Genomic DNA, 25,668 nt, shown 5'->3' with positions numbered 1-25,668 from the left:
GGGAGGCGGGTTCAGTTCCCCACCCAAATCAGGGCGGGGTTATATAAATCCCCTCTGCCTTTTCTCCCTAACCAAAAAACTGTCTTATTTTTTAAAAAAGATTGAACAAAATTAAATTGTGCACAATCTAATTGTTGGTTAGGGAGAATAGAAATGTCAGATGAATTTTATAAAATCAAAGTAAAACGCGGCGCCGAAGAAGTGCCAATGGAGCAATTTAAAGACAAAGTTTTACTCATCGTAAATACAGCGAGCGAATGTGGATTCACCCCTCAATACAAAGGTCTTCAAGAAACTTATGATCGTTGGAAAGGAAAGGGTTTGGAAATTTTAGCATTTCCATGCAATCAGTTCGGACAACAAGAACCGGGAACAGATGCAGAAATTAAATTGTTTTGTGAAAGGACATTTTCTACTACCTTCCCTATTTTTTCTAAATTGGAGGTGAATGGTCCAAATACTGATCCACTTTATTTACACCTAAAAAAACAGGCACCGGGAATCTTCGGTTCATTAGATATCAAATGGAATTTTACAAAATTCTTAATTGATAAAAATGGAAACGTTGTGAAACGATATGCGCCTATTACAAAACCAGAAGATATAGAAAAGGATATAGAAAAACTTGTCAAAGCATAAGAATACTACAGACGAGGTTCTTCTTTTGAAGAACCAAATTTGTTTTTCCTTATATTCTTCTATGCATAGGTTAATGAAAATCTACCGTCCACTGCTTTCGGCGGTGGGCATTACCTATCCACAATACCTTGTTATGTTAGTTCTTTGGGAAGAGGAGAAAATTACTGTGAGTGGACTTGGGGATCGTTTGCAGTTAGATTCTGGAACTTTAACTCCATTACTAAAGAGATTGGAACAAAGTGGGTTTGTAGAACGTAAAAGAAGTTCTGAAGATGAACGTGTTGTGTTTGTGTCCCTTACTAAAAATGGAAAACACTTACGTGAAAAAGCAAAGGCAATACCTGAACAGATTTTTTGTCTGTCAGGGATTAAAGAAAGTCAGGCGGTTCAATTGAAGGAAATTCTTGATGGGCTAGGGGCTCATATATATTAATTTTAAAATTCCTGGAATATATTTCCTAATTTATTCTTGACTCATTCTCGCCATTTTAGCGATGATCTAACATCATTTAGGTTTGTTCTTAAATGAACCATAAAAAGCAAAGGTCCGTTGCTGTATGCAGAAACAACATTTTACTCTTTGCTTCTGTCTCGCTTTTCTATTGTTTTCCTGTAAAAACCCGTTTACTGAAAATTCATGTGATCCGAACGGAAAACAGTTTATAGACACATTGCTTTTAAAATGGGCAACATCGGATGCCAGTCCTACTTGCGGTAAGATCTATGTTCCATCAGTTCAAAAAGAGATTCTTGAGTATTCGATTCCGAGTCTCGGCGTTTATGGAATCATAACAGAAAACAAAATTGTCATCACATCGGAATCTATAGTTTCTATATCTTCATACATTGCTAATTTCAAAACTAACGGTGTTTCTGTAACAGTGAATGGGATTGAACAAATTAGTGGCATCACTTCCAATCCTTTTACGGCTCCTTTAAAATATATTGTGACCGGTGTTGATGGCAGCACAAATGAATATACGGTTCAAATGGTTGCACCTCGAATTTTGGGTTCTGGTTCGCTTCGTTTGTGGTTTAAGGCAGACCAACTAACATTAAATGATGGAGATCCGATTGCTTCCTGGTCAGATCTGAGTGGACATGGGAATCATATTTCGCAAGTAAATACGACTCAAAGGCCAGTGATTCGAATGAACCAAGTCAATGGTTATCCAATCGCGGAGTTTAGGAGTTCAACAGTATCGCGGATGAATTTATCTGGTGGAATTGGGCTGTATGTGAATAATAGCGGAAGCGTTTTTTTGTCTTGAGATTAGTAAATACAATTCCTGGTGGAATTACTTTATTAAATATACATGGCGGACAAGGAAGAGAGATCTCCATAGATCATCCCATTTCTACATATCTTGTCTGTCGAAATGGACAAAGTTGCACTAACATATCGGCTTTACCAATTCCAAAAAATGATTTTCTGGTGGTAGGTTCAGTACAAGTGTTAATGACTTCTGCTCGAGAATATTGGAATGGTAGTTTAAAAGGCCAAGTACCAATCTCGCATGATTATTCAATTGGAGAAAATCCAAATTCTATTTATTTAGGCAATGGTAATCTTGATGCAGACATTGCTGAAGTATTATATTTCAATACGGATCTTACAGATACAGATGTTCAGAAATTGTTTTTTTATCTGAATGCGAAATATGGGCTTTCGCCTATGTAGTGGTATGTGAGATTTCACCTTTAGATTATGTAAAAAGCCGAACACTTTCCAATAAAAATTTTAAACCTGCAATTCTTCCTTCACAAACCAACAAACATTTGATATATGGTAGCCATTGGGTGGCGGGTGGATTACCCCACCCAGTTCGATACGGGCGGGGATCTCTACCTTTCTATCCCCCACGCACCCCCATTCCTACTTGCCCCCATTCCCCCACCTTCCAAACTACAACCAATGGATCTAAATACCATCAATCTCAAAAGGTTCCATCTACACTATTTCAGTTACTTATTTCTTATATTCATTCTAAGTCTTCCACTAACTGCAGGTTTGGTGGAAGATGGGTATCGTGTGATTTTTTATTTCGGTGGAGCTATGTCTTTTGCCATTCAAATGGCAATCTTGCAACTTCGTTTTCTACCTCGCAAAATACCTGCATTAGCAGAGTCTGGGTTCCCTGTTTTCACAGTATTTCTCTCCTTTTTTCTCAATCTGGGCATATTGACTGCTTTGCAGGTCTTAAAGTACCCTTTTGAGGCAACTTCTGGATTTTTAATTGCCTATTTCGTCCACCTTCTTTTCCTTGTATTTGCGAGCTATTTCAGTGGAAAATAAGTCTAAATATCGGTTTTTTTTATCATTTTTATTAGTTTTTTCCCTTAGTTTTACGAATGTTTTTGCGAACGATTCGGAAGGGCACGGCTCTGAAGAGGGCTTCGATTTCAGTGAAGTCATGGCACACCATTTAGGTGATGCTCCTGTTTTTCCGCTGAACTTCGGTGGCACCATCGTGACAGAAGGACAACCTGGATTCGACGCTGAAAACCATGATGTCTTTGTAAACCATGACGGTGTGAAATACCACTATGTTGGTGGCCTTGACCTTCACATCACCAAACGAGTGACCATGATGTGGATTGCATGTTTCTTTATGTTCCTCATCTTTATCCCTGCAGCCAATTTGATTTCAAAAAACCCAAAAAAAGTTCATAACAAATTTACATCAGGTGTAGAGGCTTTTGTATCTTATCTAAAAGAAAACGTTGTAGATTCTTCTCTTGATCACCACGGCCATTCTTACTACCATTATATTTTCTCATTGTTTTTCTTTATTCTATTCTGTAACTTGTTTGGCCTTATCCCTTCGGTAGGGGAGCTAACAGTTGCCGCTTCTGATGCTCTTGTGGCAGTCGGGGCAGTGGATCACACACCACATTCTCTCCATACATTCGGAGAAATCTGGTCTGGGATCACACCAACAGGTGATATCAGTGTCACACTTTCTCTTGCATCAATCACCTTACTAACGATATACGGCACAGCATTCTCTTACCAAGGAATTTCATTTGTAGCACATGCGGTTCCTAAGGGAGTTCCTCTCCCACTTTGGCCACTGATGTGGGTTCTTGAATTTATCGTCACTCATATCGCACGTTCCTTTGCGTTAACCATGAGGTTACTTGCCAACATGACTGCAGGGCACGTTATGATCCTTGCGTTACTTGGGTTTATCTTTATGAGCGAAAATTGGCTCATAGCACCTGTATCTGTTCTCAGTTCAGTGCTTATTTACTTTTTAGAACTACTTGTAGCCTTTCTACAAGCGTTCATTTTCTCACTGCTCACAACCGTCTTCATCGGAACTGTGATGCATAGACATTAAGATTGGTTTTATTTATATTATAAAACACACAGGAGTGAAACGAAAACAATGGAATTCGGTTTAGGATACATCGCAGTAGGACTCGCAGCAGGACTTGCATTACTTGGTGCAGGAATCGGTATTGGTAGAATTGGTGGATCAGTGGCAGAAAGCATCAGCCGCCAACCAGAAGCAGCGGGAAAGATCCAACTCGTTCTTTACGTAGCAGCAGGTATGATTGAAGGTGCAGCACTTTTCGCAGTGGTAATCGCTCTTCTTATCGCGCTCAAACTCAATGGCTCAATTGACAAAACAATTGGTGCTGGTGCCACTAAAGTAGAACAAGGACAATAGTCTTGGTTATCCTTGCGGCTTCCGGCTTCAATTTGCTGAAAGTCAATCCGGGTCTGGTCATCTGGACCCTGGTCACTTTCTCAGTTGTTGTCTTCGTTCTTAAAAAATTTGCATGGGACAAGATCCTTCATGCTCTCGAAGAACGTGCTTCCGGCATCCAAGGCGATATCAACAAAGCAGAAACCCTTCGCGTAGAAGCAGAAAAGTCTTTAAAAGAATATAAAGACCAACTCTTCAAAGCGACGGAAGAAGCTCATAAAATTGTAGATGAAGCTAAAAAAGATGCAGTTGCTCTCCGCTCTCGATTGACGGAAGAAGCACACAACGAAGTGAAAGGCATTAAAGATAACGCAATTCGCGAAATCGATTTAGCGAAGAGCAGAGCATTATCTGAAATGCAAAACCAAATTGTGGAAATGTCCGTTCTCATCGCGAGTGAGATCTTGGAGAAACAATTGAAGAAGGAAGACTATGCTTCCTTTGTCGAAAAAGAGATCGCAAAACTCGATAAACTTAAAATCAAATGAGTCTGAACCAAATTTCAAAGGTTTACGCAACGGCACTTTTGGAGTTAGCTCAGGAAGCTAACTCACTTGAGTCAACAGAAGAGGAACTTTCAACACTCGTTGATGTTTTCTTTTCTGATGAATCAATTCGCCATTATTTCCTTTCTCCATTAGTTGATCCTTCTGAGAAAGAACGAACTGCTGAAAAGTCAGTTCAAGGGAAGGCATCGGAAATCGTTGCCAACTTCATCACACTTGTGGTTCGCAAAAATCGATTTCTATTCCTCAAGGATATTTTGGAAGATTATAGAACAGGAGTGGACCGACTTAAAAATCGTAGTTCTCTTCGCATTGTTTCCAAAGATTCTCTTGGCAAAGAAGCTGTAGATCGAATCACCAAGTCTATCACTTCCAAGTTTGGACGCGATCTTCGTGTCACAGAACAAACGGATCCAGCCCTTATTGGTGGATTCAAACTCTTTATAGACGACTTTTTAATCGATGCCTCGATCCGTGCAAAACTTGCAGGAATAGAAGAGGCTCTCCTCCAAAAGAAAATCCCAGTCGGAGCATTTGAATGAAAATTAAAACAGACGAAGTAACGTCGGTACTAAAACAAGAAATTAAAAACTTCAAAAAAGACCTTCAAGTTGAAGAAGTCGGAACAGTTCTCGAAGTTGGGGACGGGATTGCGAGAGTTTACGGACTCACAAACGTAATGTCAGGAGAGCTTGTTGAATTCCAAAACGGAGTTCGAGGGCAAGCATTCAACTTAGAAGAAAACTCCGTAGGGGTTGTAATCTTCGGTGATTATATTAAAATTGAAGAAGGTTTTTCCGTTAAACGTGTGGGAAAAATCTTCGAAGTTCCGGTAGGCCCTGAACTTCTCGGTCGAGTTCTTAACCCACTTGGGGAAGTGATCGACGGAAAAGGCCCCTTAAACGCAAAAAAAACAAGACCGGTTGAGTCTCCAGCTCCTGGAATTGCGATGAGAAAATCGGTTCATGAGCCAATGCAAACTGGTATCAAAGCAATTGATGCAATGATCCCAATTGGACGTGGACAAAGAGAGCTTATCATCGGTGACCGTGGAACAGGAAAAACTTCCATCGCAATCGACACCATCATCAACCAAAAAGGTAAAGGTGTGATCTGCGTTTATGTAGCGATTGGACAAAAAGCATCTACAGTTGCTTCCACCATCGAAATGTTACGCGAAAAAGGTGCTCTTGAGTATACAATCATCGTATCTGCAAACGCATCGGAACCTGCACCAATGTTATACATTGCACCTTATTCTGGTGCGACAATGGCTGAATACTTTATGTATGAAGAAGGAAAAGCAACACTCGTTGTTTACGATGACCTTTCCAAACAAGCCGTTGCATACAGACAAATGTCATTACTTCTACGCCGCCCACCAGGTCGTGAAGCATATCCTGGGGACGTATTCTATCTTCACTCTCGCCTTCTTGAAAGAGCAGCAAAACTCGATGATAAATTTGGTGGTGGGTCTATGACTGCACTTCCAATCATTGAAACGCAAGAAGGGGAAGTATCCGCCTACATCCCGACTAACGTAATCTCCATTACTGATGGTCAGATTTACCTTCAATCCAACCTTTTTGCATCGGGACTACGCCCTGCGGTGGATGTAGGGATTTCTGTATCACGGGTTGGATCTGCAGCGCAAATCAAAGCGATGAAAAAAGTAGCGGGAACACTCAAGTCAGACTTGGCACAGTTCCGTGACTTAGAAGCGTTTGCACAGTTAGGAACAGAACTGGATCCAGTCACACAAGCACAGCTTGATCGTGGATACCGAGTTCTTGAAATTCTAAAACAGCCAAATAACTCACCATCTCCAGTAGAAGAACAAGTAATTTCCATCTTTGCTGTAACAAAAGGATTTATGGATACAATTCCTACCGCTAAAGTTAGAGAATTTGAATCTTTCCTTTTGAAAACGATGAGAGAGCAACACACTGAAATTTTGGAAGAAATTAGAACTGCCAAAGAAGTAAAACAAGAAGCAGCTCTACAAAAAACAATCAAATCGATTGTTGAACATTTTCTAGCAAAGAATAACTAAGGGGAAAGATCTTGGCGACACCGCGTGAGATAAAAAAGAGGATTAACTCGGTTAAAAACACGAGAAAAATCACTCGAACCATGGAGATGGTCTCCACGGCAAAGGCAAAAAAGGCCACTAACAAAGTGAATGCGGCGAAACCATACGCTGATTTAACTCGTGAGTTAGTTTCTTCTTTGTCTGGCCTTGCTGGGATCATCCACAGCCCTTACTTAAGGAAGCCGGATAAAATCCGAAAAGTTGCTATCCTTGCAATCGCCGCAAACCGTGGGTTATGTGGTGGTTTTAACTCCAATCTTCTTCGGATGGTCAAAAACCGAATCGAAGAGTTGAAGTCAAAAGGTGTGGAAGTAGAAGTCCATGCCGCAGGGAAAAAAGCCATTGCTTTCTTTAAATTTGCAAAAGTTGAATTGGTAACAACATATACCAATATCGATGACAAAGCAGGAAGTAAAGAAGCAAACGACCTTGCAACTTACTTTATGGAACGTTTTGCAAATGAGTCTGTGGATTCTGTAGAAATCATTTCCACACATTATTATTCGGCTGCAACTCAAAAACCAGAGATCACAACAGTACTTCCTTTATCAATGGAAGATACGAGTGCCAAAGGATCTTCTGGTCCTGAAGTATTGTATGAGCCGGATCCAAGAACTATTTTGGAAAACCTTCTTCCGATGGTGATCAAAACAACTTTCGTTAAGATCATTTTGGAATCGGTAGCTTCCGAACACATCGCACGTAGAGTAGCTATGAAAGCGGCAACAGATGCAGCAGGTGAGATGATTAAACTTCTAACCCGCGGTTACAACCGAGTTCGTCAGGCAAAAATTACACAGGAAATTTCAGAAATCGTAGGGGGAGCGGAAGCCATCTCCTAACAAAGGTCTTTCGGAGTATATATGAATAAAGGTAAAATTAAACAAATCATCGGTTCGGTAATGGACATCAGTTTTGATTCCGGGAATATGCCTGAGATCTACAATGCCGTAGAGATTAAATCGAAAGTTAATGGCAAAGATGTGACTATCACTGCAGAAGTGCAGCAACATATTGGAGACAACACTGTTCGTGCAATCTCCCTTCAATCCACTGACGGATTAAAAAGAGGATTAGAAGTGATTGATACAGGAGTACCAATTTCTGTTCCAGTAGGAACAAAAACTCTTGGCCGTATCTTTAACGTTCTTGGTGAGGCTATCGATGAACTCGGTGATCTTCCTAAAGACGTAAAAAAGATGCCAATCCATAGAAATGCACCTTCTTACGATGAAATTAAACCAAAAACTGAAATCTTTGAAACAGGGATCAAGGTTATCGATTTACTCGCTCCTTATATCAAAGGGGGAAAAACAGGACTATTCGGTGGTGCCGGGGTAGGAAAAACCGTTCTTATCCAAGAGCTTATCAACAACATCGCAAAACAACATGGTGGTTACTCTGTGTTCGCTGGTGTGGGTGAAAGAACTCGTGAAGGAAACGACCTCTGGAATGAGATGAAAGAATCGGGAGTTATCGACAAAACCGTTCTTTGTTTTGGTCAGATGAACGAACCACCTGGTGCTCGTCTTCGTATTGCACTTTCTGCATTAACTATGGCAGAAAACTTCCGTGACGAATCAGGGTCCGATATCCTTCTTTTCGTTGATAATATCTTCCGTTTTTCTCAAGCAGGTTCTGAAGTATCTGCCCTTCTTGGTCGTATGCCATCTGCGGTAGGTTATCAACCAACTCTTTCCACTGAGATGGGTGGATTACAAGAACGAATCACTTCCACAACAAGAGGTTCCATCACTTCTGTGCAAGCGATCTACGTTCCTGCCGACGACTTAACTGACCCGGCTCCTGCAACTGCGTTTGCTCACTTGGATGCAACAACGACTTTATCTCGTGCGATTTCTGAAAAAGGGATTTATCCTGCGGTGGATCCACTCGATTCCACATCACGCATTATGAACCCACAAATTGTTGGGGAAGACCACTACAACACGGCACGTGAAGTACAAAGAATTCTTCAAAGATACAAAGACCTACAAGATATCATCGCGATCCTTGGTATGGACGAACTTTCTGAGGATGACAAAATCCTTGTTTCTCGTGCTCGTCGTTTGGAGAAATTCCTCTCGCAACCTTTCCACGTAGCAGAACAGTTCACTGGTCGACCTGGAAAGTATGTAAAATTGGAAGACACCATCCGTTCCTTCAAAGGAATTATTGAAGGTAAGTATGACACACTTCCAGAACAAGCATTCTATATGGTCGGATCGATTGACGAAGCGATCGAAGCGGCGAAACAACTCAAAGGTTAATCAGGATGAGTAAAGAACTGACTTTAACAGTCATCTCTCCTGACAAAATCCTTTACCAGGGCAAGGCAGAATCGGTGATTCTGCCAGGTTCTGTGGGTTATTTTGGAATTTTACCAGGCCATGCGACTCTTGTTTCCCAACTCGATTTTGGACTGATCAAATTGCATACAGCTGGAAAAGAATTCCGAATCGCCATCGATGGAGGATTTTGTGAAGTGAAAAATGATCAAATCCGAGTTCTCACCGAAGGTGGGGATTCTGAGGAAGATTTGACTCATGACCACGCCATCGAACTCTTACAGGAAGCGGAATCACTTCCTTCCTCGAAAGAGAAAGAAAATCTACTAAAGAAAGCAAAAGTTCGCATTTTACTGCACGAACGTTAATTTTTTTCCCCCCTTCTTGCCGAAAATAAACCAGAGGGGGAATTCCTTTGGCTATAGATTGGATTCGACGTTCTGTATTGGTGACGATACTGTTTGCTGGATTCTATTACTTAAAGGAAAACCCTGATTTGCGAAAAAGAATCTATTCTGAAGAGCCAATTCGTGTTAAAATTGAAGGACCTGTGGTGAACCCTGGGTTTTATTCATTAGATGCAGGCTCGAATGGTAAAGATTTGATTGAGATGGCGGGTGGTTACTTACCTGGAGCGCAAATCAAAATGGAGGATAGTATCTTGGAGTTACCATTAGAGGATGGCCAGATACTAAATTTGGGAAAACGGTAATCGAGGCGAATGGCGGATCAAGAACAGAATAAAAACGAAGATCTAGAAAACATCGAACCTATACTCGATGAAGACTCGTTTTCTTTGGATTTGGATGATTTTGATATGGGCGATGATGACTTAGATGTATCGCCAGGGATTGAAGCCCCAAACCTCGAAGATATCTCTGCCTTCGATGAGGAAGACGATTCCATTTCGGATATGGTTGCTTCTTCCGATTCCTATGATGATTTATTAGATATAGATTTAGATTCTGATTTAAACTTACTTGGGGAAGAAGACCCCATTTTGCATGATGAAGACATTCATGCTGATTTTTCTGACTACGAAGAAGATTTAGAAAAAGAAAATTCCAAAAGCCCCGCAAAACAATCATATAACGATACCCTTGACGAAGATCTTGAATTAGAGTTTGATGATGATTTGATTGACCTGGATAAAGAAATCGAATCAATTCTTAACGGTGAAGACGGAATTCTCACTCCTAAGAAAACCAAGCAGGATGAAGACGAAGAAGAAGGTCCTATCTCTTTATCTTTAGAAGAACTTGAGAATATTACAGGTAACTTAGAAGAGGAAGATCATACAGGAGAACCTGCACGAACTCAATTTGATGAAGAGGAACATGAACACAATTTAATTGATGAACATTCCGATTTAAATCTAGATTTAGATGATTCTGAAATTGATACAGACCTTGCGTTCGATGAAGAAGGTAAACCTCAATTTGATCTAACTGATCATGATGATGAAGATACTTTTATACCTAAAGATGACTTAGGACTTGGGGTAGAGGAAGAGGATACTAGTTTTAAACCTCTTGTTGATCCAGAAGAAGAAGAATTATTCGGAAAAAACAAAGAAGATGAAAACCTCACGCTTTCTGATGAAGAACTAGGAAGTATCCTTGGAGCAGGCGGTGAAGCAAGTTTAGAGGAAACTTTAGGTTCGGAAGAAGAATTCCTAACATCCGATGATGAATCAGACCTTCCTAGTTTCACTGATGAAGAAGGCAGCTTTGACCTATTAGGCGGCGAGTTTGAAACGCATGAAGAAGAAAACGAAACTAAGGACAATGACGAAGAGGAAGGTCCTCTCACATTATCATTAGAAGAATTAGAAAACATTTCTGGCGAAGCTATTGAAGAGGATTTTGAAGAACCTACTTCAGACATTCTAAACGAAGAATTAGAAGACGAATCTATCACTTTAAGTCCAGACGAACTTGGAAATATCATTGCCAGTGATCCAATCGAAGAAACAGAAGATTCTGAAACTTCTGAAATCGAAGGAAGTGACGAATTAGAAACGGATCTCGGCGACGATTTCGGTTTTGATTTAGGAGAAACGGAATCTGACCTAGAAGGATCGGAAAGTTCGGAAGAAGGGCTAGAAGGTCAAATGGAAGGTTTTGAATCTTCCGAAGAAGATGAAGGCCCCATTGCTCTTTCTATGGAAGAATTGGAATCCATTGCTTCTGATGCTGAAGAAAATTCGGAAGAAGAACTTGTTGATAGTTTTGACCGCGCACCACTCCCTTATGAAGAAGAACTGACTCCAAAATCAGATCTAATGGCAGAAGATGAAGAAGATGAATCCATCGCTTTGTCAATGGAAGAGTTGGAAAACATTACTGCCTCGGAAGAAGAAGAGGTTTCAGCTGATGAAATTGCAAACTCTCTAGAAGCAGAAATTGAAACAGAGAATGTGACTCTCTCGCCGGAAAGTTTGGATGAAATTTTAGGGGAAGAACTCCCCGGAGAAGGATTAGAAGATATCGCTGACCTTCCAGTTGAGGAAGAATTTGCGTTATCGGAACAAATTGGTGAAGAAGATGCATCAGAATTTGATTTTGGCACTGTCGAGGAACAAGACTTAGTCGAACATGAATCAGATACGGATTTTGGAGATTTAACTTCCGATTCTGCGGTTGATGATAGCTTTGATTTAACAATCAGCGAACCACCTAAAGAAACAAGAGTTCCGACTTTAGCTTCAGATGATTCGGAAGAATACGAAGTTGATTTAGATGAATATGCAATGGAAGGAAAACTTTCTCCATTGGAAGAACTTCGTAAATCAGATGTATCCGCACCAGAGGGAAAACAAACCCCTGCAGAGGAAGCTTTTGCCGAGGTTGGTAGCGAAAATTTATCCGCTGGTGATCGCAAAAAAGTGTTAGGTTATTTGGATAACTTACTTGGCAACCTTCCTGATGAAGTCATTCGTGAATTCTCGAAATCCCAATACTTCGAGTTATACAAAAAAATGATGAAAGAATTGGAGTTATAAAGTGGGACTTCTCGATAGAGCCGAAGAAATTAAAAAAACTTCGGATTCCCCAACTCCTAAAACAATTTCCGACTTTCAAGATAAACCTTCATTACTAAAAAAAGCGGAACACTTTCGGGAAGAGATAGAACTAACTCAAAAAGAATCTTCACCTGCCGTCGACTCCGACTCGGAATGGTTAGACGATGAATTTCAAGATAACCTTCCCACTGAAATTGGGGACCTACCCAATCCTGATGGAGAGGAAGAGTTTGATTTAAGTGATATTCCAGAATTGACAGATGCCGATTTTGGTGACTTAGCAGATGAGGCATGGGATGAAAATCCTGTCTCACAATTAGAAGATGATTTTGAAAATGGACCTAATGATTACCAACCAATTGCGGATGAGGATTCTGAAAATGATTCTCTTGTAGAACCTGATTTAGATTTTGAATTGCCCGCAGAGGAAGAATTATCTCCCGAGTTAGAAGGAGAATTACCACCTTCCGATGAAAATCCTTCACCAGAATTAGAAGCAGAATCACCTGAAAAGACAACGCCACCTAGCAAAGGAACGGAACCAGATAAGACCAGTGAACTGGAGTTTGGTGACGATTTAATTGATCGTGATTTTCATGACGATACAACGGAACCGGATGCACCACTGCCAGAAGTAAATCTTTTTGATGAGTGGGAAATCGACGCAAAAAAAGAAGCTGCAAAACAACCTCTTAGACCTACGAAAGAAGATCCGACTCCGATTGGCGAAGATGTCTTGTTTGACGATGAGTCTGATTTTGGAACAGCACCGATGTCATATCATCTTGCTTCCAAAAAACGAATCGAAAATTACCAAGCTATATTTGAAATAACAAAAGAAATCGCATCTTCCAAAGAATTTTCTGATTACTTTGATAATTTAGTTTATAGTTTAATTGGACAAGTGGGATGTAACTCAGTCGTAGTTCTCACTTCCACAAATCCTAAAAATCCAAAATGGGAAGCAGTTGCTGCTCAAGGAATTCAATCCAAAGATTCTTGGTATTTGTCACCTAACGATGAAATCTATTCTCGCATTTCTGATTCGGAAACTGTGATTTATGCAGGAGAGTTTAAATCTGCTCGTTTGCCTAGCCGAGAATTGAACCTATTAAATGAAATGGGTTCTGAAATCCTCGTTCCGATTCGACATGGAGATAAATGTTTTGGATTATTATCCTTAGGAAAACTCATCAATGGGGAAGAATACATTACCGACGATTTAGAATTTGCAAAAATTGTAGGTGATATTGCGGGTTCCGTATTTGAAAGAGTATCAGAATTTGAAGCTACGAATGATAGTCTAGTCCAGGCTAAAGAAGTAATAGAAATCAATGAATCTGTTTTGAAAATTGCACGCGAATTTACTCGTGTTCGCAAGATGGATGAGGCATATGACCTGCTTATTGATAGCATTAAACAGAAATTAGGTGTAAAACAGTTTTCCTTCTTGGTATTAGATTCGGAAACTCGTTCAGATTATATTGTATTTGGGTCAAATTTTATACTACCAGAACGGGCCAAAGATTTCAGGCTCAGTAAAGATTCTGACATCGTTGGAATGGTTTCCAATGTACCTGGAGTTTATAAGTTAGAAAACTTTAGAGAAGATGCAGAATTAAAATCTATTTTTACCAATGATGAACTAGGGATTATGAATGAATTTACCATTCTTCCTATCATAAATTTGAATTGGCTTGTGGGTATGGTGATTGTTCATTCTACCGGATCTTCTTGGACAGACACTACTAGAGACGTAGCTGTTACTCTTCTTGAAACTTCTGCGCCTGTCTTTGCAAATCTTTTAATCTTACAAGAGAAAGAAGCGTTATTTAGAAATCCGTTTAATCCATTGGAAAATAGAATTTTAACTGAGATTGAAAAGGCATCTCAGATGAATACGAATTTCACTGTTTCCTTATTTAAAATTCAAAATGTTTCTAGAATGGTTCACTTAGTCGGAACAGGAACATTTGCTCGTTATGCGGATGCATTGCGAAAAACAATGATGGACCATATTGGAGAATTGGATTTTTTCACGCGAGTAGGGCAAGGAAAGTTTGCTATGGTTCTTCATGGAAAAGACAAAGAGGAAGCCGACATCGTGATTAAAAAAATTAAGTCTTCTTTTGCAAAAAAAGAAGACGCTATTATTGGATCGTATCGAGCGACTTATCGCGTTTTAAATTTATCCTATCCTCATGATACAAAGGACAAAAATCAATTTTTGGAAATGGTTGAAGAAGCCTAAGTAACTACCCGTGTTATTTAACTCTCTACCCTTCCTTTTTCATTTTCTTTTTTTCTATTGCATTTATTATTTTGTTTCCGATCGAATTAGGAAATATCTGCTTTTGGCTTTCGGCATTTATTTTTATTCTCAATGGAATATCAATGCTACATTCTTACTCCTCATTTCAGTGGTTTTTAATTATACATTAGCTAGATACCTAACCTCGCTTTCTGAGGAAAAGAAGAAAGTTGTATTTGTATTCGCAATCTCTACTAACATACTTTACCTCGGAGTGTTTAAATATTTCATTTTTCTATGGGATTTGTTTTCTGATTTAAGGATAGGTTTTGGTTTTGCTGAATTATTATGGAAACCTGAAATTCTACTACCTATAGGGATTTCTTTTTATACATTTCATAACATTAGTTATTTAATTGAAGTATATGACGAAAGAATTCTTCCTTGTAAGAATTTTTTTACCTTTGCGATTTATGATTTGTTTTTCCCTTTATTGTTGCTTGGTCCAATAGAAAGGCCAGGGAATCTCATTCCCCAAATAGAGTCTGAACAAACCATCACTAGAGAAAAAATTTGGAATGGGATCTCCTTATTGATTTGGGGCGTTTTTATCAAATCCACAATTGCAGATCCGTTATCCCGATATGTGGAAATTCATGCTCCATCCTTTATTTCATTAGAACAAGGAATCTTATGGATTGTGGCTCCGGTGATTGCATTTCAAGTGTATGCAGATTTTTTTGGTTATTCGCTCTGCGCAATGGGTCTGGCCGAAATGATGGGATTTCAATTGATGAATAACTTCAAACGACCATTTTTTGCCTCCAATCCATCTTTGTTTTGGTCCAAGTGGCATATTTCACTTTCTACTTGGTTACGCGATTATGTTTACATTAAGTTAGGTGGGAATAGGCATGGTTTTTTACGTGAAAATTTAAACTTAATGATTGTTTGGTTTTTGGCTGGGATTTGGCATGGTGCCGGTTATGGTTTTGTGATTTGGGGAGTGTATTTAGGTCTCTGTTTGGTTTTCTATCGATGTTTAAAATATTATGGTATTGTGAAAGAAACAAATCTCATTCAGGCTTTCTTAGGTGTTTTTTTTACTTTCTATAGTTTTTCTTTAGGGTTATTGTTGTTTCGAATTCAATCGCCTGGGGAAACAATGTTAATCTTGGAAAATTTATCTCACTTACCAAAAGTTTCATCTATTCCACTAATGATCCTAATTACTATATTGCCATTGTTCCTATTTGATTTGTGGCAAGAGTGGAAAGATACAGATCGTCCGAATTTTTATATAACTTCAAAACCATTTTCCTTCTTATTTTTATTTTTTCTATTTTTTCTTTGGTTTTCTTTATTTTCTCCATTTGGAAAACAGGATTTCTTTTATTTTCAGTTTTAGTTTAGATGATGAAGCTACGTTATTTTTTAATTACCTTTCTACTTCTTTCTGTTTTTATGCATCTTACTGTCGAATGGATAGTTCCTTTTTGCGAAACTACATCTTCATATTGGTATCTTGCAAATAATCGAATTGTAAACTCTGATGCAAAAGTATTGGTGTTAGGTGATAGCCAAATAGTAACTGGGGTAACACCTCAGTTGATTGCCGAAATTGAAGGTGTAACTATTAATGAAGTTTTATATCTTCCTAAACCGAGTCAGCAACCTGAAGGAATTCTATTGGAATCATTGGATGTTCTTCCTAAGCTTCCGAAATTGAAGAAAGTTTATGTCAATCTTTCACCATTAAATACGAGTAAAAATTCTGTGACTGATGCCAATAGGCAACTTTACTTTTCCTTCGGAGGTTTTTCATTCGAAGTAATTACTCATCCATTATTACGTAAGGCTTACTTTTCGAATTTAACTGATTTAAGTTGGAAATTAATCATCAAAGTATTCCCTTACTTTGGGCTTAGTTCCAATATCAACCGTTTGGTTTATGATCCTTTGGCACAAATTGATGTTTTGCGCAGACAAAAAGAATTTGTATATATAAAGGAAAGTATGGAGAAAAACCAAGGCTCTTGGGTATGGAAATCCATAGGTGATGATCCTACCTTAGATGCAAAAGAAGTGTTCCCAGAAAATAGCTCGCAAGTTCTTTCAGGGAAAAGGGAATTATCGATTCATCTTTGGTTCGATTTTCTCCGACTCTGGAAAGAAAGAGGAGTAAATGTAGTTTTTCTTCGCATCCCGTTTTCTCCGAAGATGGAAAAAGATATTTTGAAGACGAAGGCAAACTTAGTTGCTGATGATTTTTTTAAAACAATCACCGCAGATATGAGAGCTAAGCAGGATGTAATCGTTTTTGATTTTAAATCGGTATTTTTAGAGGAGTATCGGTATTTTGGTGATTTGACGCATCTAAACCAAAAAGGAAGAGATGCGTTTGCCGTAATTTTGAAAAAGGCTTTATTTGATTACGCCCACTCTTCGGCCCAAGGCATGTAGATTAATTCCCCAACCAAGGCCAAAGAATTGTTTTGGTGTTAGGATTTCTTCTGTACTAGGATCCCAAATATCTTTTACAAATGCTTCTGCAGAAATTTCTGTTCCGTATGGGATTCCCCAAAAATTTTTATCTTCACCGTATGACATGAATCACCTCACTATTTAGCCAAATCTTAAGATTTACTAGATTCTACCATAGTATAAAATTCTTGGAAATGGTAGGCTGAATCGTGCGGACCTGGACATGCTTCTGGATGGTATTGGACAGCCATAACGGGAAGGCCCGTAATTTTAAGCCCAGCAACAGTTTGGTCAAATAGGTTGATTCTTGTAATCGGCATTTCATTTGTTGATTCACCAAGAACATGAAATCCGTGATTTTGGGATGTGATTTCAATTTTGCCAGTCTCTTCGTTTCGGACCGGATGATTTCCACCTCTGTGACCAAACTTTAGTTTGGCGGTCTTTTTTCCTAAAGCTAAACCAATAATTTGATGTCCTAAACAAATTCCAAACAGAGGTTTTTTGGCATCCATAATGGCTTTTGCAGAGGAAATGGCATAATCCAAAGGAGCTGGATCTCCAGGACCATTGGAAAGGAAGTAGGCATCAAATCCTTCTTTCAATAAATCTTCGGCTTTGGTTTTCGCGGGGAATACATGAACATTGAATCCGGCTGCATCCAGAAGTTTTAAGATGTTACGTTTTACCCCAAAATCATAAACAGCAAGTTTAAACTTACTTGGAGAATGAGCACCAAAAACGTATGGTTTCTCACAAGTAACTACTTGTGCTAGGTCTTGGCCTTCCATAGAGGGGGCATTTTTAACGGCTACTAGGAATGAATCGTTGTAAGTTTCGCTAATAAAAATTCCGCAAGACATGGCACCTGAGTTTCGTATGATGCGAGTTAGCTTGCGAGTGTCGATTCCTTCAATGGCAGGGATATCGAATCGGATTAAAAAATCACTCAGAGTTTCTTTAGATTGAAAGTTAGAAGGTCGTTTTACGTATTCTTTGACAATGAGTCCAGAAGCTTGGATTCTGTCCGATTCCATGTCATCTGGATTGATACCGTAGTTCCCGATCATGGGGTAAGTTAGTGTCACGAGTTGGCCTTTGTAGGAAGGGTCAGTGATGATTTCCTGATATCCCGCCATAGAGGTATTAAACACTACCTCGCCAATCGAATTCTTATTTGCACCGAAGGATCGGCCCTTCATGACCGTTCCGTTTGCTAAAACCAAAAAAGCCTGCATCCAGTCCATTCCAAAGAAATGGTCCCTTCTGACGAACAAAAATTCATCAATCTTTTATGTAATAACGTTTTATCCTGTCATAATGGTAGCCCCCATTGATTTCCACTGTTTGCATTCGAGAAAGGGAGTCGGCCATCTCCTGAGCCAGTTCTGGTGCAATGGTTAAATAGGACCTTTTCCCTCTCACCAAATAGACAATTTGGCCTGTGTTGCCATCGGCTTCGATGACCTGACCTTGGATCTTTTTCGACTGAGGACCAGGAGTACTAATAGACACTTGAAATTTCTGAAAAATATGAGGTTTCCCCAAACAAAGCCAAATTTCAGAAGTGGGGTTAAGTTGCGTGGCTTTGCCCTCAATATTGTGTTTTTCAAAGGACTGGTTTCCAAGGGCCTGCTGCATCGTATCAGCGTCACAATAGATGGTTTTTTCTCGTAAATTGGTAGGGTCGATAAAACGAAACTGTGGTTCGGGTCCTTTTGTATCCCAATGCACCAATTCGCCTGAAAAACGAATGATTTTGCGTTCCCGACCAAATGCCTCGCCGGAAAACAGAACAAAAAGCAAGAACAATCTGCAAATAAGGAAAGATTGCCTAGATGGCATTAGACTCATTCGAATTACCACATTTAACACAATTTTCGTTTAAATTTAACAATTTTATTTGACAAATCCTAGAAGAACGACTAGTTTCATTGCAATTGTCGGTATGAACGGTTGCTCACTTGCATTCGTTTGTCCACAGGAATGAAAAAAAATTCAGGAAACACTCACTAAGGAGTAATCATCAAATGCTTAAATCTCTTCGCTTTGGAATGATGGGGTTCTTACTTTTGTGCTTAGCTGGCAGCTTAAGCGCACAATCCGGTCCTCGTTCGTATCTTATGATCGGTCTAGGTATGCAATTTGACCTAGCACAACTCGGCGGAACCATCACAAAAGATGGTCTCGATTCTCGCCTTCCAGTAACTAACAGCTCTGGCGCTTTGACTGGTGGACAACAAAAAGCTATTTATGCTGAAAACACATTACTCAGCTTAAAAAGATCTACTGGTGGAGTGGTTGGTGGAAAAAACAGTGGAGCAATGACTGGTGGTAACATCAACATCGGTTACGAAAAAGAAGGAATCTTCGGGCTCAATAATCTTTTCTTCCGAATCAACGCTAACTATACAACTAAAATTGCTGGTGGTGATACTACTTCCACTATCATGGGTTACAAATGGTTAGACCAAGAGTGGAATTATACTGCTGTAACTGTTCCCACTTATATTGGGGTTAAATTGTACAATGCAGCTAACGACACAGCTGTTTACATCGGTGGTGGTGTGAACTACTTTAAAGGTATGTGGAACGTATCAGGAACTACCAACGCTCCTGGTTTAGAGTTAATGACCGCTGGACTTGGTTCCAACGGATCTCCACTACTTGGTCGTGGGGGCGCTCTTTTGGGTGATGTTCCAAGTCCTGGTATTGCAAAAGAAAATGCAAAATTTGGTGCTAGCGGATTCGGATTCAACTGGATTGTTGGAGCTCAAACAAAAGTAACTGATAAAGGTCACCTTTTCTTCGAATTGGAAACTATCCTTTCTGCAGGAATGGGTGTTGCTGGCACCACATCTGTTGGTGGTGCTAGTGCACTTGCTCCTTGGGCAGCTTACCCAGTAGTAGTGGGTGGACAAACTTACCGCGTAGGTTACAAAATCGAGATTTAATCAGTTCTTTACTGAAAAATCAAAAGCCGGAGTTGGTTTCCAACCCCGGCTTTTTTTATTTCATCACGGATCGATAGGATTTTTGTTTAGTCCATCAGCCTTGTAATGAAATCTTTATCTCTAGTGGTTAAAGAATTAGTTTCATGAGTGAATAGTTGCAATCGTAGTTTGTTGTATACATTCCAAATCTCTGCATGATGATTTATGGATTCAGAAACTAATGCCACTTTTGTGATAAAAGAAAATGCTTCGGTAAAATTACGGAATTCTTTTTCAAATTTTAAAATAGGGATTCCTTCTTTTGAATCCAATTTCCAATCTTTTTGGAGAGTTAAGAGATTCTCTATTTCCTCATTTGATAGACTTGTTGGTTTCTCTCTCATGGTTTCCCCTTCCGTTTGTGAAATACGATCAAATACAATCCCGTTAGAATGATACCAGCACCAGCTAATTTTTGTTCGTCAAATGGTTCTTTCATGAATAATATACCAACAAACATTAAGAAGATGGGTTCAATGAGTAAAGTTGCATTAAGTTTACTTATAGGTAAATAATTATGCGCCTCAAAATAAAAAGCTCTACCTAAAAAATAACCGAGAAGTGAAAATAAACCAAGAGTCACTATAATAGAAATTTCAGGAACATGAAAACTCCCAATGTATAGTGAATAAACTAAGAAAAACAGACTCAAAAGAAATAGTCTTAAGTAAGCATATTCTAAACCCAAAATTTCAGGAATATATTTTTTAATCATATAACTTTGGATTGCGAAAAGAAAGGCACTGAGTAAAATACAGAAAGTAGATAAAAAATTAATTTGTCCTTCCAAAGTTGAAATCATATAAATTCCCAAAATGGCAATTGCGATTCCAAACACTTCTGTTTTACGTAATCTTTCTCCTAAGAAAAAAACTCCAAGTAATACATTGTAAAGAACAGTTGTTTTGATAAGGATGGCAGCGGGACCTAAATCGGTTTGTTTAAGAGCAAAGTAGTATAAAACGATTCCAATGGCATTGGAAATAGTTCCTAAAGTTAGAATAAAACCATCTCGTTTAATCGTTGTGGTTACTTTGAATCTTCTTCTTTTGGAAATTAAAAAATAGGGAGTCACTACCAAAAAAGAAAACCCAACTCCAAAAAAAGCGGCAATTTCTGGTTCTAATTGGTATTTCCTAAATATCTCTTTAAAACCAATTACCTCAAAGGCAAAGAATACCCCTGTCAGAAATACAAAGAAATATCCTTTTTTTTCGTTACCAGTCAATGGGTTTCTTCCCTTGTGTTAGTAAGTATTCGTTTGTTTTGGAAAAATGTTTATTTCCTAAAAATCCTCTATAGGCGGAAAGTGGGGAGGGGTGCGCCGATTTTAAAACCAAATGTTTGTTTGGTGGGATTAAAACTTCTTTTTTCTGAGCAAAAGATCCCCATAACAAAAATACAAGATTCGATTTTTTTTCTGCCAGGATTTTGATCGCAGCGTCTGTAAATTCTTCCCAACCTTTGTTTTGGTGAGATCCGGCTTTGTCTTTTTGTACAGTCAGAGTGGCATTGAGAAGAAGGACACCTTGGTTTGCCCAATGCGTTAAGTTTCCTGATTTTGGAATAGGTTTTTGTAAATCGTCTGCAATTTCTTTAAAGATATTTTGTAAGGATGGTGGGAAGGGAACTCCTTCGTTTACGGAAAAACAAAGACCATGTGCTTGCCCTGGGCCGTGGTAGGGATCTTGGCCAAGAATCACCACTTTAACATTAGCAAAGGGACAAGAATCGAAGGCATTGAAGATTAACTTTGCTGGGGGATAAACGGTGGAGGTTTTGTATTGTTCTCGTACCCATTCTCGTAAGTTAGAAAAGTAAGGTTTTGCAAACTCTTCCTTAAGAACTTCTTTCCAACCAGATTCAATTTGAACGTCTTTCATTTCTCCCCTCTGAATGAAAGTATAATACTCGTAAGTCGATTCCTCCATGTGTTACATGGATGGTTTTTTTTGAAAAACTACGAAGTTCTCTCATGCAGTCACTCCATTTTTCTTCTGTGGGGCAAAGGACAAAGCCGATGAGTTTTGGATGATTTTTTGTTAGCCTTAAAAGCTCTTCCAATCGTTTTCCAATTTTGGAATAAAGTTTTTCTTCAGGTCCGGTTCGCTCATGTTTACGAAGTCCGTATGGTGGATTTAAAGGCAAAAAGTAAAAAGCCGATACTGATTCTCCTTCTGGAAAAACAGGAAATGTTTTAAAAAAATCAGATATACTATGATCCCAATTAGATACTTGAATCACCTTTTGCCAACGTTGAAACTCTTCCGACCAGTATTTTTCTAAGGCGGGGTCTGTATCTTGGATGACAATCGGTGTCGAGTTGGGAGGTGACAAAGCGATAAGGTCTTTTTGTTTTCTTTTGAAATGTTCTACTGATTTATCTGGAAATAAACTGAGTTTGGAAAATAAAAAGTCCCTTGGTAAAGAGAGAAGAGAAATGTTCTCCTCTTGTAACTTCCATTCGGTGGCAAAAGTTAATGTACCTGCAAACGGAACGTACAAAGCGGAAATTTCATTTTTAGAAACTAAAAAAATATCAAAACATTGTTGGATTAAAATCTGACTTAAGTCTTCAGGGACAGGTGCACTGGTAGGAAAATTAGCTTTGATTCCCCGCTTGTAACCTGGTTCTCCCAATACAGAAAGAGAAACGGTGATTTCATCTTCAAAATAACTGATATGTAAGTTTTCTTTAATTTCATAAAATCTAATATTATGATCGGAAAACAAAGGTTTTGCGATTGTTACTGCTTCTGTTAAGATTCTATCCCATTCTTCTTCCCTAACCTCAGAAGACTTGTCCCAGTCTTTGGTGCGCCCAATGACAAGACGAACGTCTCTAAGAAAAAGACCATGAAACAAAAGGTAGGCGATCTGATGAGAGTTTGTGTTTTCTAATTTGATTTTTTCCGAAAAAATACGTATATTTGGTTCTGGTTGGTTGGGTAAGGGAACAGAATTTAATATCTCTTTTATTTTTTCACCAACCCAAGATGCAGTCCCGGGAGAAAAATACACCTCCCAATTTAAGGTTGTTCCTGTTTGTGGTTTGCGGATTCTAAATTTCCAATTCATCTTTTCCTTGCTCTGGACATTTCTTTCGAAACATTGTCTTCTATATGTCCAGGATCTTCACTCCAGAACTCTTTTTGGTGATTGCCGCCATTCTTTGGGGTGGAACCTTTGTGGTCATCAAACTTGCGCTGGATTCAGTGCCCCCCTTTCTATTTTTAGCCGTCCGGTTTTGGCTTGCGGGAATTGTCACTTTACTCCTCTACCGAAAGACTTTGTTTTCTAAAGCCAATCGTAGGTGGGATTATATTTTCCCTGCCTTTCTCGTCGCTTGTTCCGCTCTTTTGGGTTATGCCTTTCAAACCATTGGCCTTGTTTATACGACTGCCACTCAATCTGGTTTTATGACTGGGGCCTATGTTGTCTTTGTTCCTCTATTACAAATTGCCATTGAGCGTCGTCTACCTTCAGTTCGAACTTGGATTGCGGTTCTGATTGTAATCGTAGGACTATTTTTGATTTCGCAAAATGGAAAATCGTATGAAGATATTCTTAAATCCAGTGGTTTTGGACTAGGTGATGGACTTACGCTCATTGGAGCATTTTTCTTTGCGATCTATATTATATTAATTGATATATTTAGTAAAAAAATTCCTGCCCAAATCTTAGTGTCTTTTGAGATTCTACTCATCGCGATTGTATCCACTAGTTTATTTCCTGTTGAATCAATGTTTTTGAATCAAACCATTTCCATACAATTTGATTTGAAATTTTGGATCGGAATCATTTATACTTCCATTTTTGCTACAATCTTTACAACTCAGATTCAAACTAGATATCAAAAAGCGGTTCCTCCAGCAAGAGCAGGACTACTATATAGTTTGGAACCTGTGTTTTCTTTTTTTCTCGCCTATTTAGTATTAGGAGAAAGATTGGAGACGGTCGGTGCTATTGGTTCCGGCCTTACCCTTTTTGGAATTGTGTTTTCCGAATTAGGTAAGTGGAACAAACGCGAAGAATGAAACTTTCGGGTATGTATTCTCTCCCAAAGTATTCTATTTTCCTTTAAATGATTTGGTGCTCTTTTAAGGCATGATAAAGAATCCCAATCGTTACTTTTAGGATGGATAATACTGGAATTGCGAGTAACATGCCGAAGATCCCGAAAAAATTTCCCCCTACAGCAATTCCAATGAGTATCGCCAGTGGATGGAGAGAAACAGCATTGGCAATCACTACCGGTTGAACAATCGCGTTATCTACAAGTTGGGCTACCACAACTACGGATGCTATGGATCCGATGGATGGAGAAATTTCAGGAAAAAGAATCGAAAACAAAATTGGAGGAACTGCTCCTACAAGTGGTCCTAAATATGGAATGGAATTGGCAACACCGAGAAACACTCCAAACAAAACAAAAAACTTAACCCCAACAATGTAAAAACCTATTGAAGCGACAACTGCCATGATCCCACATTGGATCACCAAACTTTTTAAGTAACTAGTGATCTGTTGGTTCATTCGATAAAAAACCATTAAGAACATTTCGAAAAATCGATTTGGTATAAAACTAATCATCGTTTTGTAAATTAAATGGGCATCCAAAAGTAAAAAGAAACTAATGATAGGTATAATGATCATCCAACTTATAAAAGTAGGTATCATAACAATCATTTCTCTTAAAAATTCCTCTAAATTATTTGTCGCCATCTTTGCAACTTCTTCTGGATTAATGATCTTCTTCCAGAGATCCGGATTCTTGGAAACCACAGGTAGTTTATTGAAATCCAATAGTTGAAAATTGGGATCATCCATTTTAACAGACCATTCTGAAACAATGGGTTGTGCCTTTTCGAAAAGATTAGGCAAATAAAAAGCTAAAAACCAATAAGCACCAACAATCAAAATTGAAAAAATAATGATAATTGTAAAAGCCCTATGGATTCCTCTTGATTCAAAATAGTCCACTATCCCATGAAATATATAAAAATGGATACCTGAAATCAATAGCGGAATGGCTAGAAACTTAACACCAACGACTCCAATTAAAACGGTAAGTGCAATCAGTCCAAAAAAAGCACTTCGTAAAATAAAAGATGAAATATTAAAATCTTTCGGATTCATTTTGCTTTGTTTTTTTTGCTTTTGAAGTAAGCTGCTTCTAGTGTGTCGTTTGTTTTGCGGAGTCTGTCTGCAATTATGGATGCAAAACTCAGGAGTAAATCATTCCCCACCCTAGGTTTGGTTTCTAAGAGTGTTTTTAATTCTGGTTGGAAAAAACCAAGTAAAATAGAATCAACAAGAGCCACTGCAGTGGCAGATCTAGGAAAATCTTGGAACAATGCTAGTTCACCAAAAAAAGCACCTTTTTCTAGTTCTGCGAGTTTTAAAGTAACACCTTCTCTTTCTGAAAAAATTTCTACCTTTCCTTGTAAGATGAGATACACACCGGTTCCAGCTTGTCCTTGGTAAAAAATAGTTTCACCAGCGTAATACTTTCGTTTGTGGATGAGTCTTGCGATTTCTCGTAACGTCCTGCGCGACATTCCTTCAAAGATAGCAGTTTCACGTAAAAAATGTGAAATCTCCGTAATCGGATTTTCGTCACGTTTGAGAATGGATTTCCAAAGGGGAAGTTGCATAAAGCCTCTTCTATATA

At 38.8% G+C, this 25,668-nt stretch carries 29 protein-coding genes; 20 read left to right on the top strand and 9 right to left on the bottom strand.

What is annotated here, in order from left to right; all coding sequences use genetic code 11:
* Positions 1-153: 153 nt before the first annotated feature.
* From ND811_RS16355 to ND811_RS16270, 18 genes are all read left to right on the top strand, one after another.
* Positions 154-639, top strand: coding sequence for a glutathione peroxidase (locus ND811_RS16355; protein WP_265353039.1), 486 nt, complete (start codon positions 154-156; stop codon positions 637-639).
* Positions 626-1,072: a MarR family winged helix-turn-helix transcriptional regulator gene (locus tag ND811_RS16350; RefSeq protein ID WP_322113483.1), complete on the top strand. Its 447-nt coding sequence runs from the start codon at positions 626-628 to the stop codon at positions 1,070-1,072. Before ND811_RS16355 ends, ND811_RS16350 begins: the two co-directional genes overlap by 14 nt.
* 238 nt (positions 1,073-1,310) lie before the next feature.
* Positions 1,311-1,910 carry a DUF5018 domain-containing protein gene (locus ND811_RS16345; RefSeq protein ID WP_265365538.1) on the top strand — a complete coding sequence of 200 codons (600 nt, stop codon included), beginning with the start codon at positions 1,311-1,313 and terminating at the stop codon, positions 1,908-1,910.
* The gene (locus tag ND811_RS16340) at positions 1,907-2,320 is read left to right on the top strand and encodes a hypothetical protein (RefSeq protein WP_265353042.1); all 414 of its coding nucleotides are present in this window, start codon (positions 1,907-1,909) and stop codon (positions 2,318-2,320) included. Before ND811_RS16345 ends, ND811_RS16340 begins: the two co-directional genes overlap by 4 nt.
* A gap of 126 nt (positions 2,321-2,446) precedes the next feature.
* Positions 2,447-2,935 carry a hypothetical protein gene (locus ND811_RS16335; protein WP_265353043.1) on the top strand — a complete coding sequence of 163 codons (489 nt, stop codon included), beginning with the start codon at positions 2,447-2,449 and terminating at the stop codon, positions 2,933-2,935.
* Positions 2,904-3,983 carry a F0F1 ATP synthase subunit A gene (atpB, locus tag ND811_RS16330; RefSeq protein WP_407658918.1) on the top strand — a complete coding sequence of 360 codons (1,080 nt, stop codon included), beginning with the start codon at positions 2,904-2,906 and terminating at the stop codon, positions 3,981-3,983. Before ND811_RS16335 ends, atpB begins: the two co-directional genes overlap by 32 nt.
* 48 nt (positions 3,984-4,031) lie before the next feature.
* Positions 4,032-4,316, top strand: a complete 285-nt coding sequence (gene atpE / locus ND811_RS16325) for an ATP synthase F0 subunit C (protein WP_002975055.1) — start codon at positions 4,032-4,034, stop codon at positions 4,314-4,316.
* Between the two features lie 2 nt (positions 4,317-4,318).
* A complete protein-coding gene (locus ND811_RS16320; protein ID WP_100742135.1) occupies positions 4,319-4,843 on the top strand; it encodes a F0F1 ATP synthase subunit B in 525 nt (174 codons plus the stop codon).
* Complete coding sequence (gene atpH / locus ND811_RS16315) at positions 4,840-5,403, top strand: ATP synthase F1 subunit delta (protein WP_265353045.1); 564 nt, start codon at positions 4,840-4,842, stop codon at positions 5,401-5,403. The genes ND811_RS16320 and atpH overlap by 4 nt, the downstream gene beginning before the upstream one ends.
* Entirely contained in the window at positions 5,400-6,914 is a 1,515-nt protein-coding gene (atpA, locus tag ND811_RS16310) for a F0F1 ATP synthase subunit alpha (protein ID WP_135697156.1), read from the top strand. The genes atpH and atpA overlap by 4 nt, the downstream gene beginning before the upstream one ends.
* An 11-nt stretch (positions 6,915-6,925) precedes the next feature.
* Positions 6,926-7,795, top strand: coding sequence for an ATP synthase F1 subunit gamma (atpG, locus tag ND811_RS16305; RefSeq protein ID WP_265353046.1), 870 nt, complete (start codon positions 6,926-6,928; stop codon positions 7,793-7,795).
* A gap of 21 nt (positions 7,796-7,816) precedes the next feature.
* On the top strand, positions 7,817-9,223 hold the full coding sequence (gene atpD, locus ND811_RS16300; protein ID WP_265353047.1) for a F0F1 ATP synthase subunit beta: 1,407 nt from the start codon (positions 7,817-7,819) through the stop codon (positions 9,221-9,223).
* A gap of 5 nt (positions 9,224-9,228) precedes the next feature.
* Complete coding sequence (gene atpC, locus ND811_RS16295; RefSeq protein ID WP_265353048.1) at positions 9,229-9,609, top strand: ATP synthase F1 subunit epsilon; 381 nt, start codon at positions 9,229-9,231, stop codon at positions 9,607-9,609.
* Between the two features lie 47 nt (positions 9,610-9,656).
* Complete coding sequence (locus ND811_RS16290; RefSeq protein ID WP_265353049.1) at positions 9,657-9,953, top strand: hypothetical protein; 297 nt, start codon at positions 9,657-9,659, stop codon at positions 9,951-9,953.
* A gap of 9 nt (positions 9,954-9,962) precedes the next feature.
* Positions 9,963-12,245, top strand: coding sequence for a midas domain-containing protein (locus tag ND811_RS16285; protein WP_265353050.1), 2,283 nt, complete (start codon positions 9,963-9,965; stop codon positions 12,243-12,245).
* 1 nt (position 12,246) lies between these two features.
* Positions 12,247-14,517, top strand: a complete 2,271-nt coding sequence (locus ND811_RS16280) for a sensor domain-containing diguanylate cyclase (RefSeq protein ID WP_265353051.1) — start codon at positions 12,247-12,249, stop codon at positions 14,515-14,517.
* Between the two features lie 103 nt (positions 14,518-14,620).
* Positions 14,621-15,925 carry an MBOAT family O-acyltransferase gene (locus ND811_RS16275; RefSeq protein ID WP_265353052.1) on the top strand — a complete coding sequence of 435 codons (1,305 nt, stop codon included), beginning with the start codon at positions 14,621-14,623 and terminating at the stop codon, positions 15,923-15,925.
* A 5-nt stretch (positions 15,926-15,930) separates the two neighbouring features.
* The gene (locus ND811_RS16270) at positions 15,931-16,980 is read left to right on the top strand and encodes a hypothetical protein (protein WP_265353053.1); all 1,050 of its coding nucleotides are present in this window, start codon (positions 15,931-15,933) and stop codon (positions 16,978-16,980) included.
* Here ND811_RS16270 and ND811_RS16265 read toward each other — a convergent pair.
* The 3 genes from ND811_RS16265 to ND811_RS16255 are packed head-to-tail and all read right to left on the bottom strand — an operon-like array spanning position 16,942 to position 18,807.
* Positions 16,942-17,127: a DUF5808 domain-containing protein gene (locus ND811_RS16265; protein ID WP_135571309.1), complete on the bottom strand. Its 186-nt coding sequence runs from the start codon at positions 17,125-17,127 to the stop codon at positions 16,942-16,944. The two genes, ND811_RS16270 and ND811_RS16265, sit on opposite strands and share 39 nt — an antisense overlap.
* Positions 17,128-17,153: 26 nt before the next feature.
* Positions 17,154-18,239 (bottom strand): glutamine-hydrolyzing carbamoyl-phosphate synthase small subunit, encoded by a 1,086-nt coding sequence (carA, locus tag ND811_RS16260; protein WP_265353113.1) that lies wholly within the window; start codon positions 18,237-18,239, stop codon positions 17,154-17,156.
* A 46-nt stretch (positions 18,240-18,285) separates the two neighbouring features.
* Positions 18,286-18,807 carry a hypothetical protein gene (locus ND811_RS16255; protein WP_265353054.1) on the bottom strand — a complete coding sequence of 174 codons (522 nt, stop codon included), beginning with the start codon at positions 18,805-18,807 and terminating at the stop codon, positions 18,286-18,288.
* Between the two features lie 224 nt (positions 18,808-19,031).
* Between ND811_RS16255 and ND811_RS16250 the strand changes: the two genes are divergently transcribed.
* Complete coding sequence (locus tag ND811_RS16250; RefSeq protein WP_265353055.1) at positions 19,032-19,955, top strand: porin OmpL1; 924 nt, start codon at positions 19,032-19,034, stop codon at positions 19,953-19,955.
* A gap of 86 nt (positions 19,956-20,041) precedes the next feature.
* Here the strand turns inward: ND811_RS16250 and ND811_RS16245 are convergent, their stop codons facing one another.
* The 4 genes from ND811_RS16245 to ND811_RS16230 are packed head-to-tail and all read right to left on the bottom strand — an operon-like array spanning position 20,042 to position 23,072.
* On the bottom strand, positions 20,042-20,338 hold the full coding sequence (locus tag ND811_RS16245) for a 4a-hydroxytetrahydrobiopterin dehydratase (protein ID WP_265353056.1): 297 nt from the start codon (positions 20,336-20,338) through the stop codon (positions 20,042-20,044).
* Complete coding sequence (locus ND811_RS16240) at positions 20,335-21,222, bottom strand: DMT family transporter (protein WP_135744531.1); 888 nt, start codon at positions 21,220-21,222, stop codon at positions 20,335-20,337. The genes ND811_RS16245 and ND811_RS16240 overlap by 4 nt, the downstream gene beginning before the upstream one ends.
* Entirely contained in the window at positions 21,212-21,877 is a 666-nt protein-coding gene (ung, locus tag ND811_RS16235; protein ID WP_265353057.1) for a uracil-DNA glycosylase, read from the bottom strand. Before ung ends, ND811_RS16240 begins: the two co-directional genes overlap by 11 nt.
* Positions 21,858-23,072, bottom strand: a complete 1,215-nt coding sequence (locus tag ND811_RS16230; protein WP_265353058.1) for a hypothetical protein — start codon at positions 23,070-23,072, stop codon at positions 21,858-21,860. Before ND811_RS16230 ends, ung begins: the two co-directional genes overlap by 20 nt.
* 44 nt (positions 23,073-23,116) lie before the next feature.
* Between ND811_RS16230 and ND811_RS16225 the strand changes: the two genes are divergently transcribed.
* Positions 23,117-24,031, top strand: a complete 915-nt coding sequence (locus ND811_RS16225) for a DMT family transporter (RefSeq protein WP_265353059.1) — start codon at positions 23,117-23,119, stop codon at positions 24,029-24,031.
* Positions 24,032-24,074: 43 nt separating this feature from the next.
* Here the strand turns inward: ND811_RS16225 and ND811_RS16220 are convergent, their stop codons facing one another.
* Both ND811_RS16220 and ND811_RS16215 read right to left on the bottom strand, forming a co-directional pair.
* Complete coding sequence (locus ND811_RS16220; protein WP_265353060.1) at positions 24,075-25,133, bottom strand: AI-2E family transporter; 1,059 nt, start codon at positions 25,131-25,133, stop codon at positions 24,075-24,077.
* Positions 25,130-25,651, bottom strand: coding sequence for a cyclic nucleotide-binding domain-containing protein (locus ND811_RS16215; protein WP_265353061.1), 522 nt, complete (start codon positions 25,649-25,651; stop codon positions 25,130-25,132). Before ND811_RS16215 ends, ND811_RS16220 begins: the two co-directional genes overlap by 4 nt.
* Positions 25,652-25,668 lie beyond the last annotated feature (17 nt).

The sequence above is a fragment of the Leptospira soteropolitanensis genome (assembly GCF_026151655.1).
GTDB classification, from domain to species: domain Bacteria; phylum Spirochaetota; class Leptospiria; order Leptospirales; family Leptospiraceae; genus Leptospira_A; species Leptospira_A soteropolitanensis.
The sequence above is the reverse complement of the archived record's forward strand: the minus strand, read 5'-3'. Positions and strand labels throughout refer to the sequence as shown.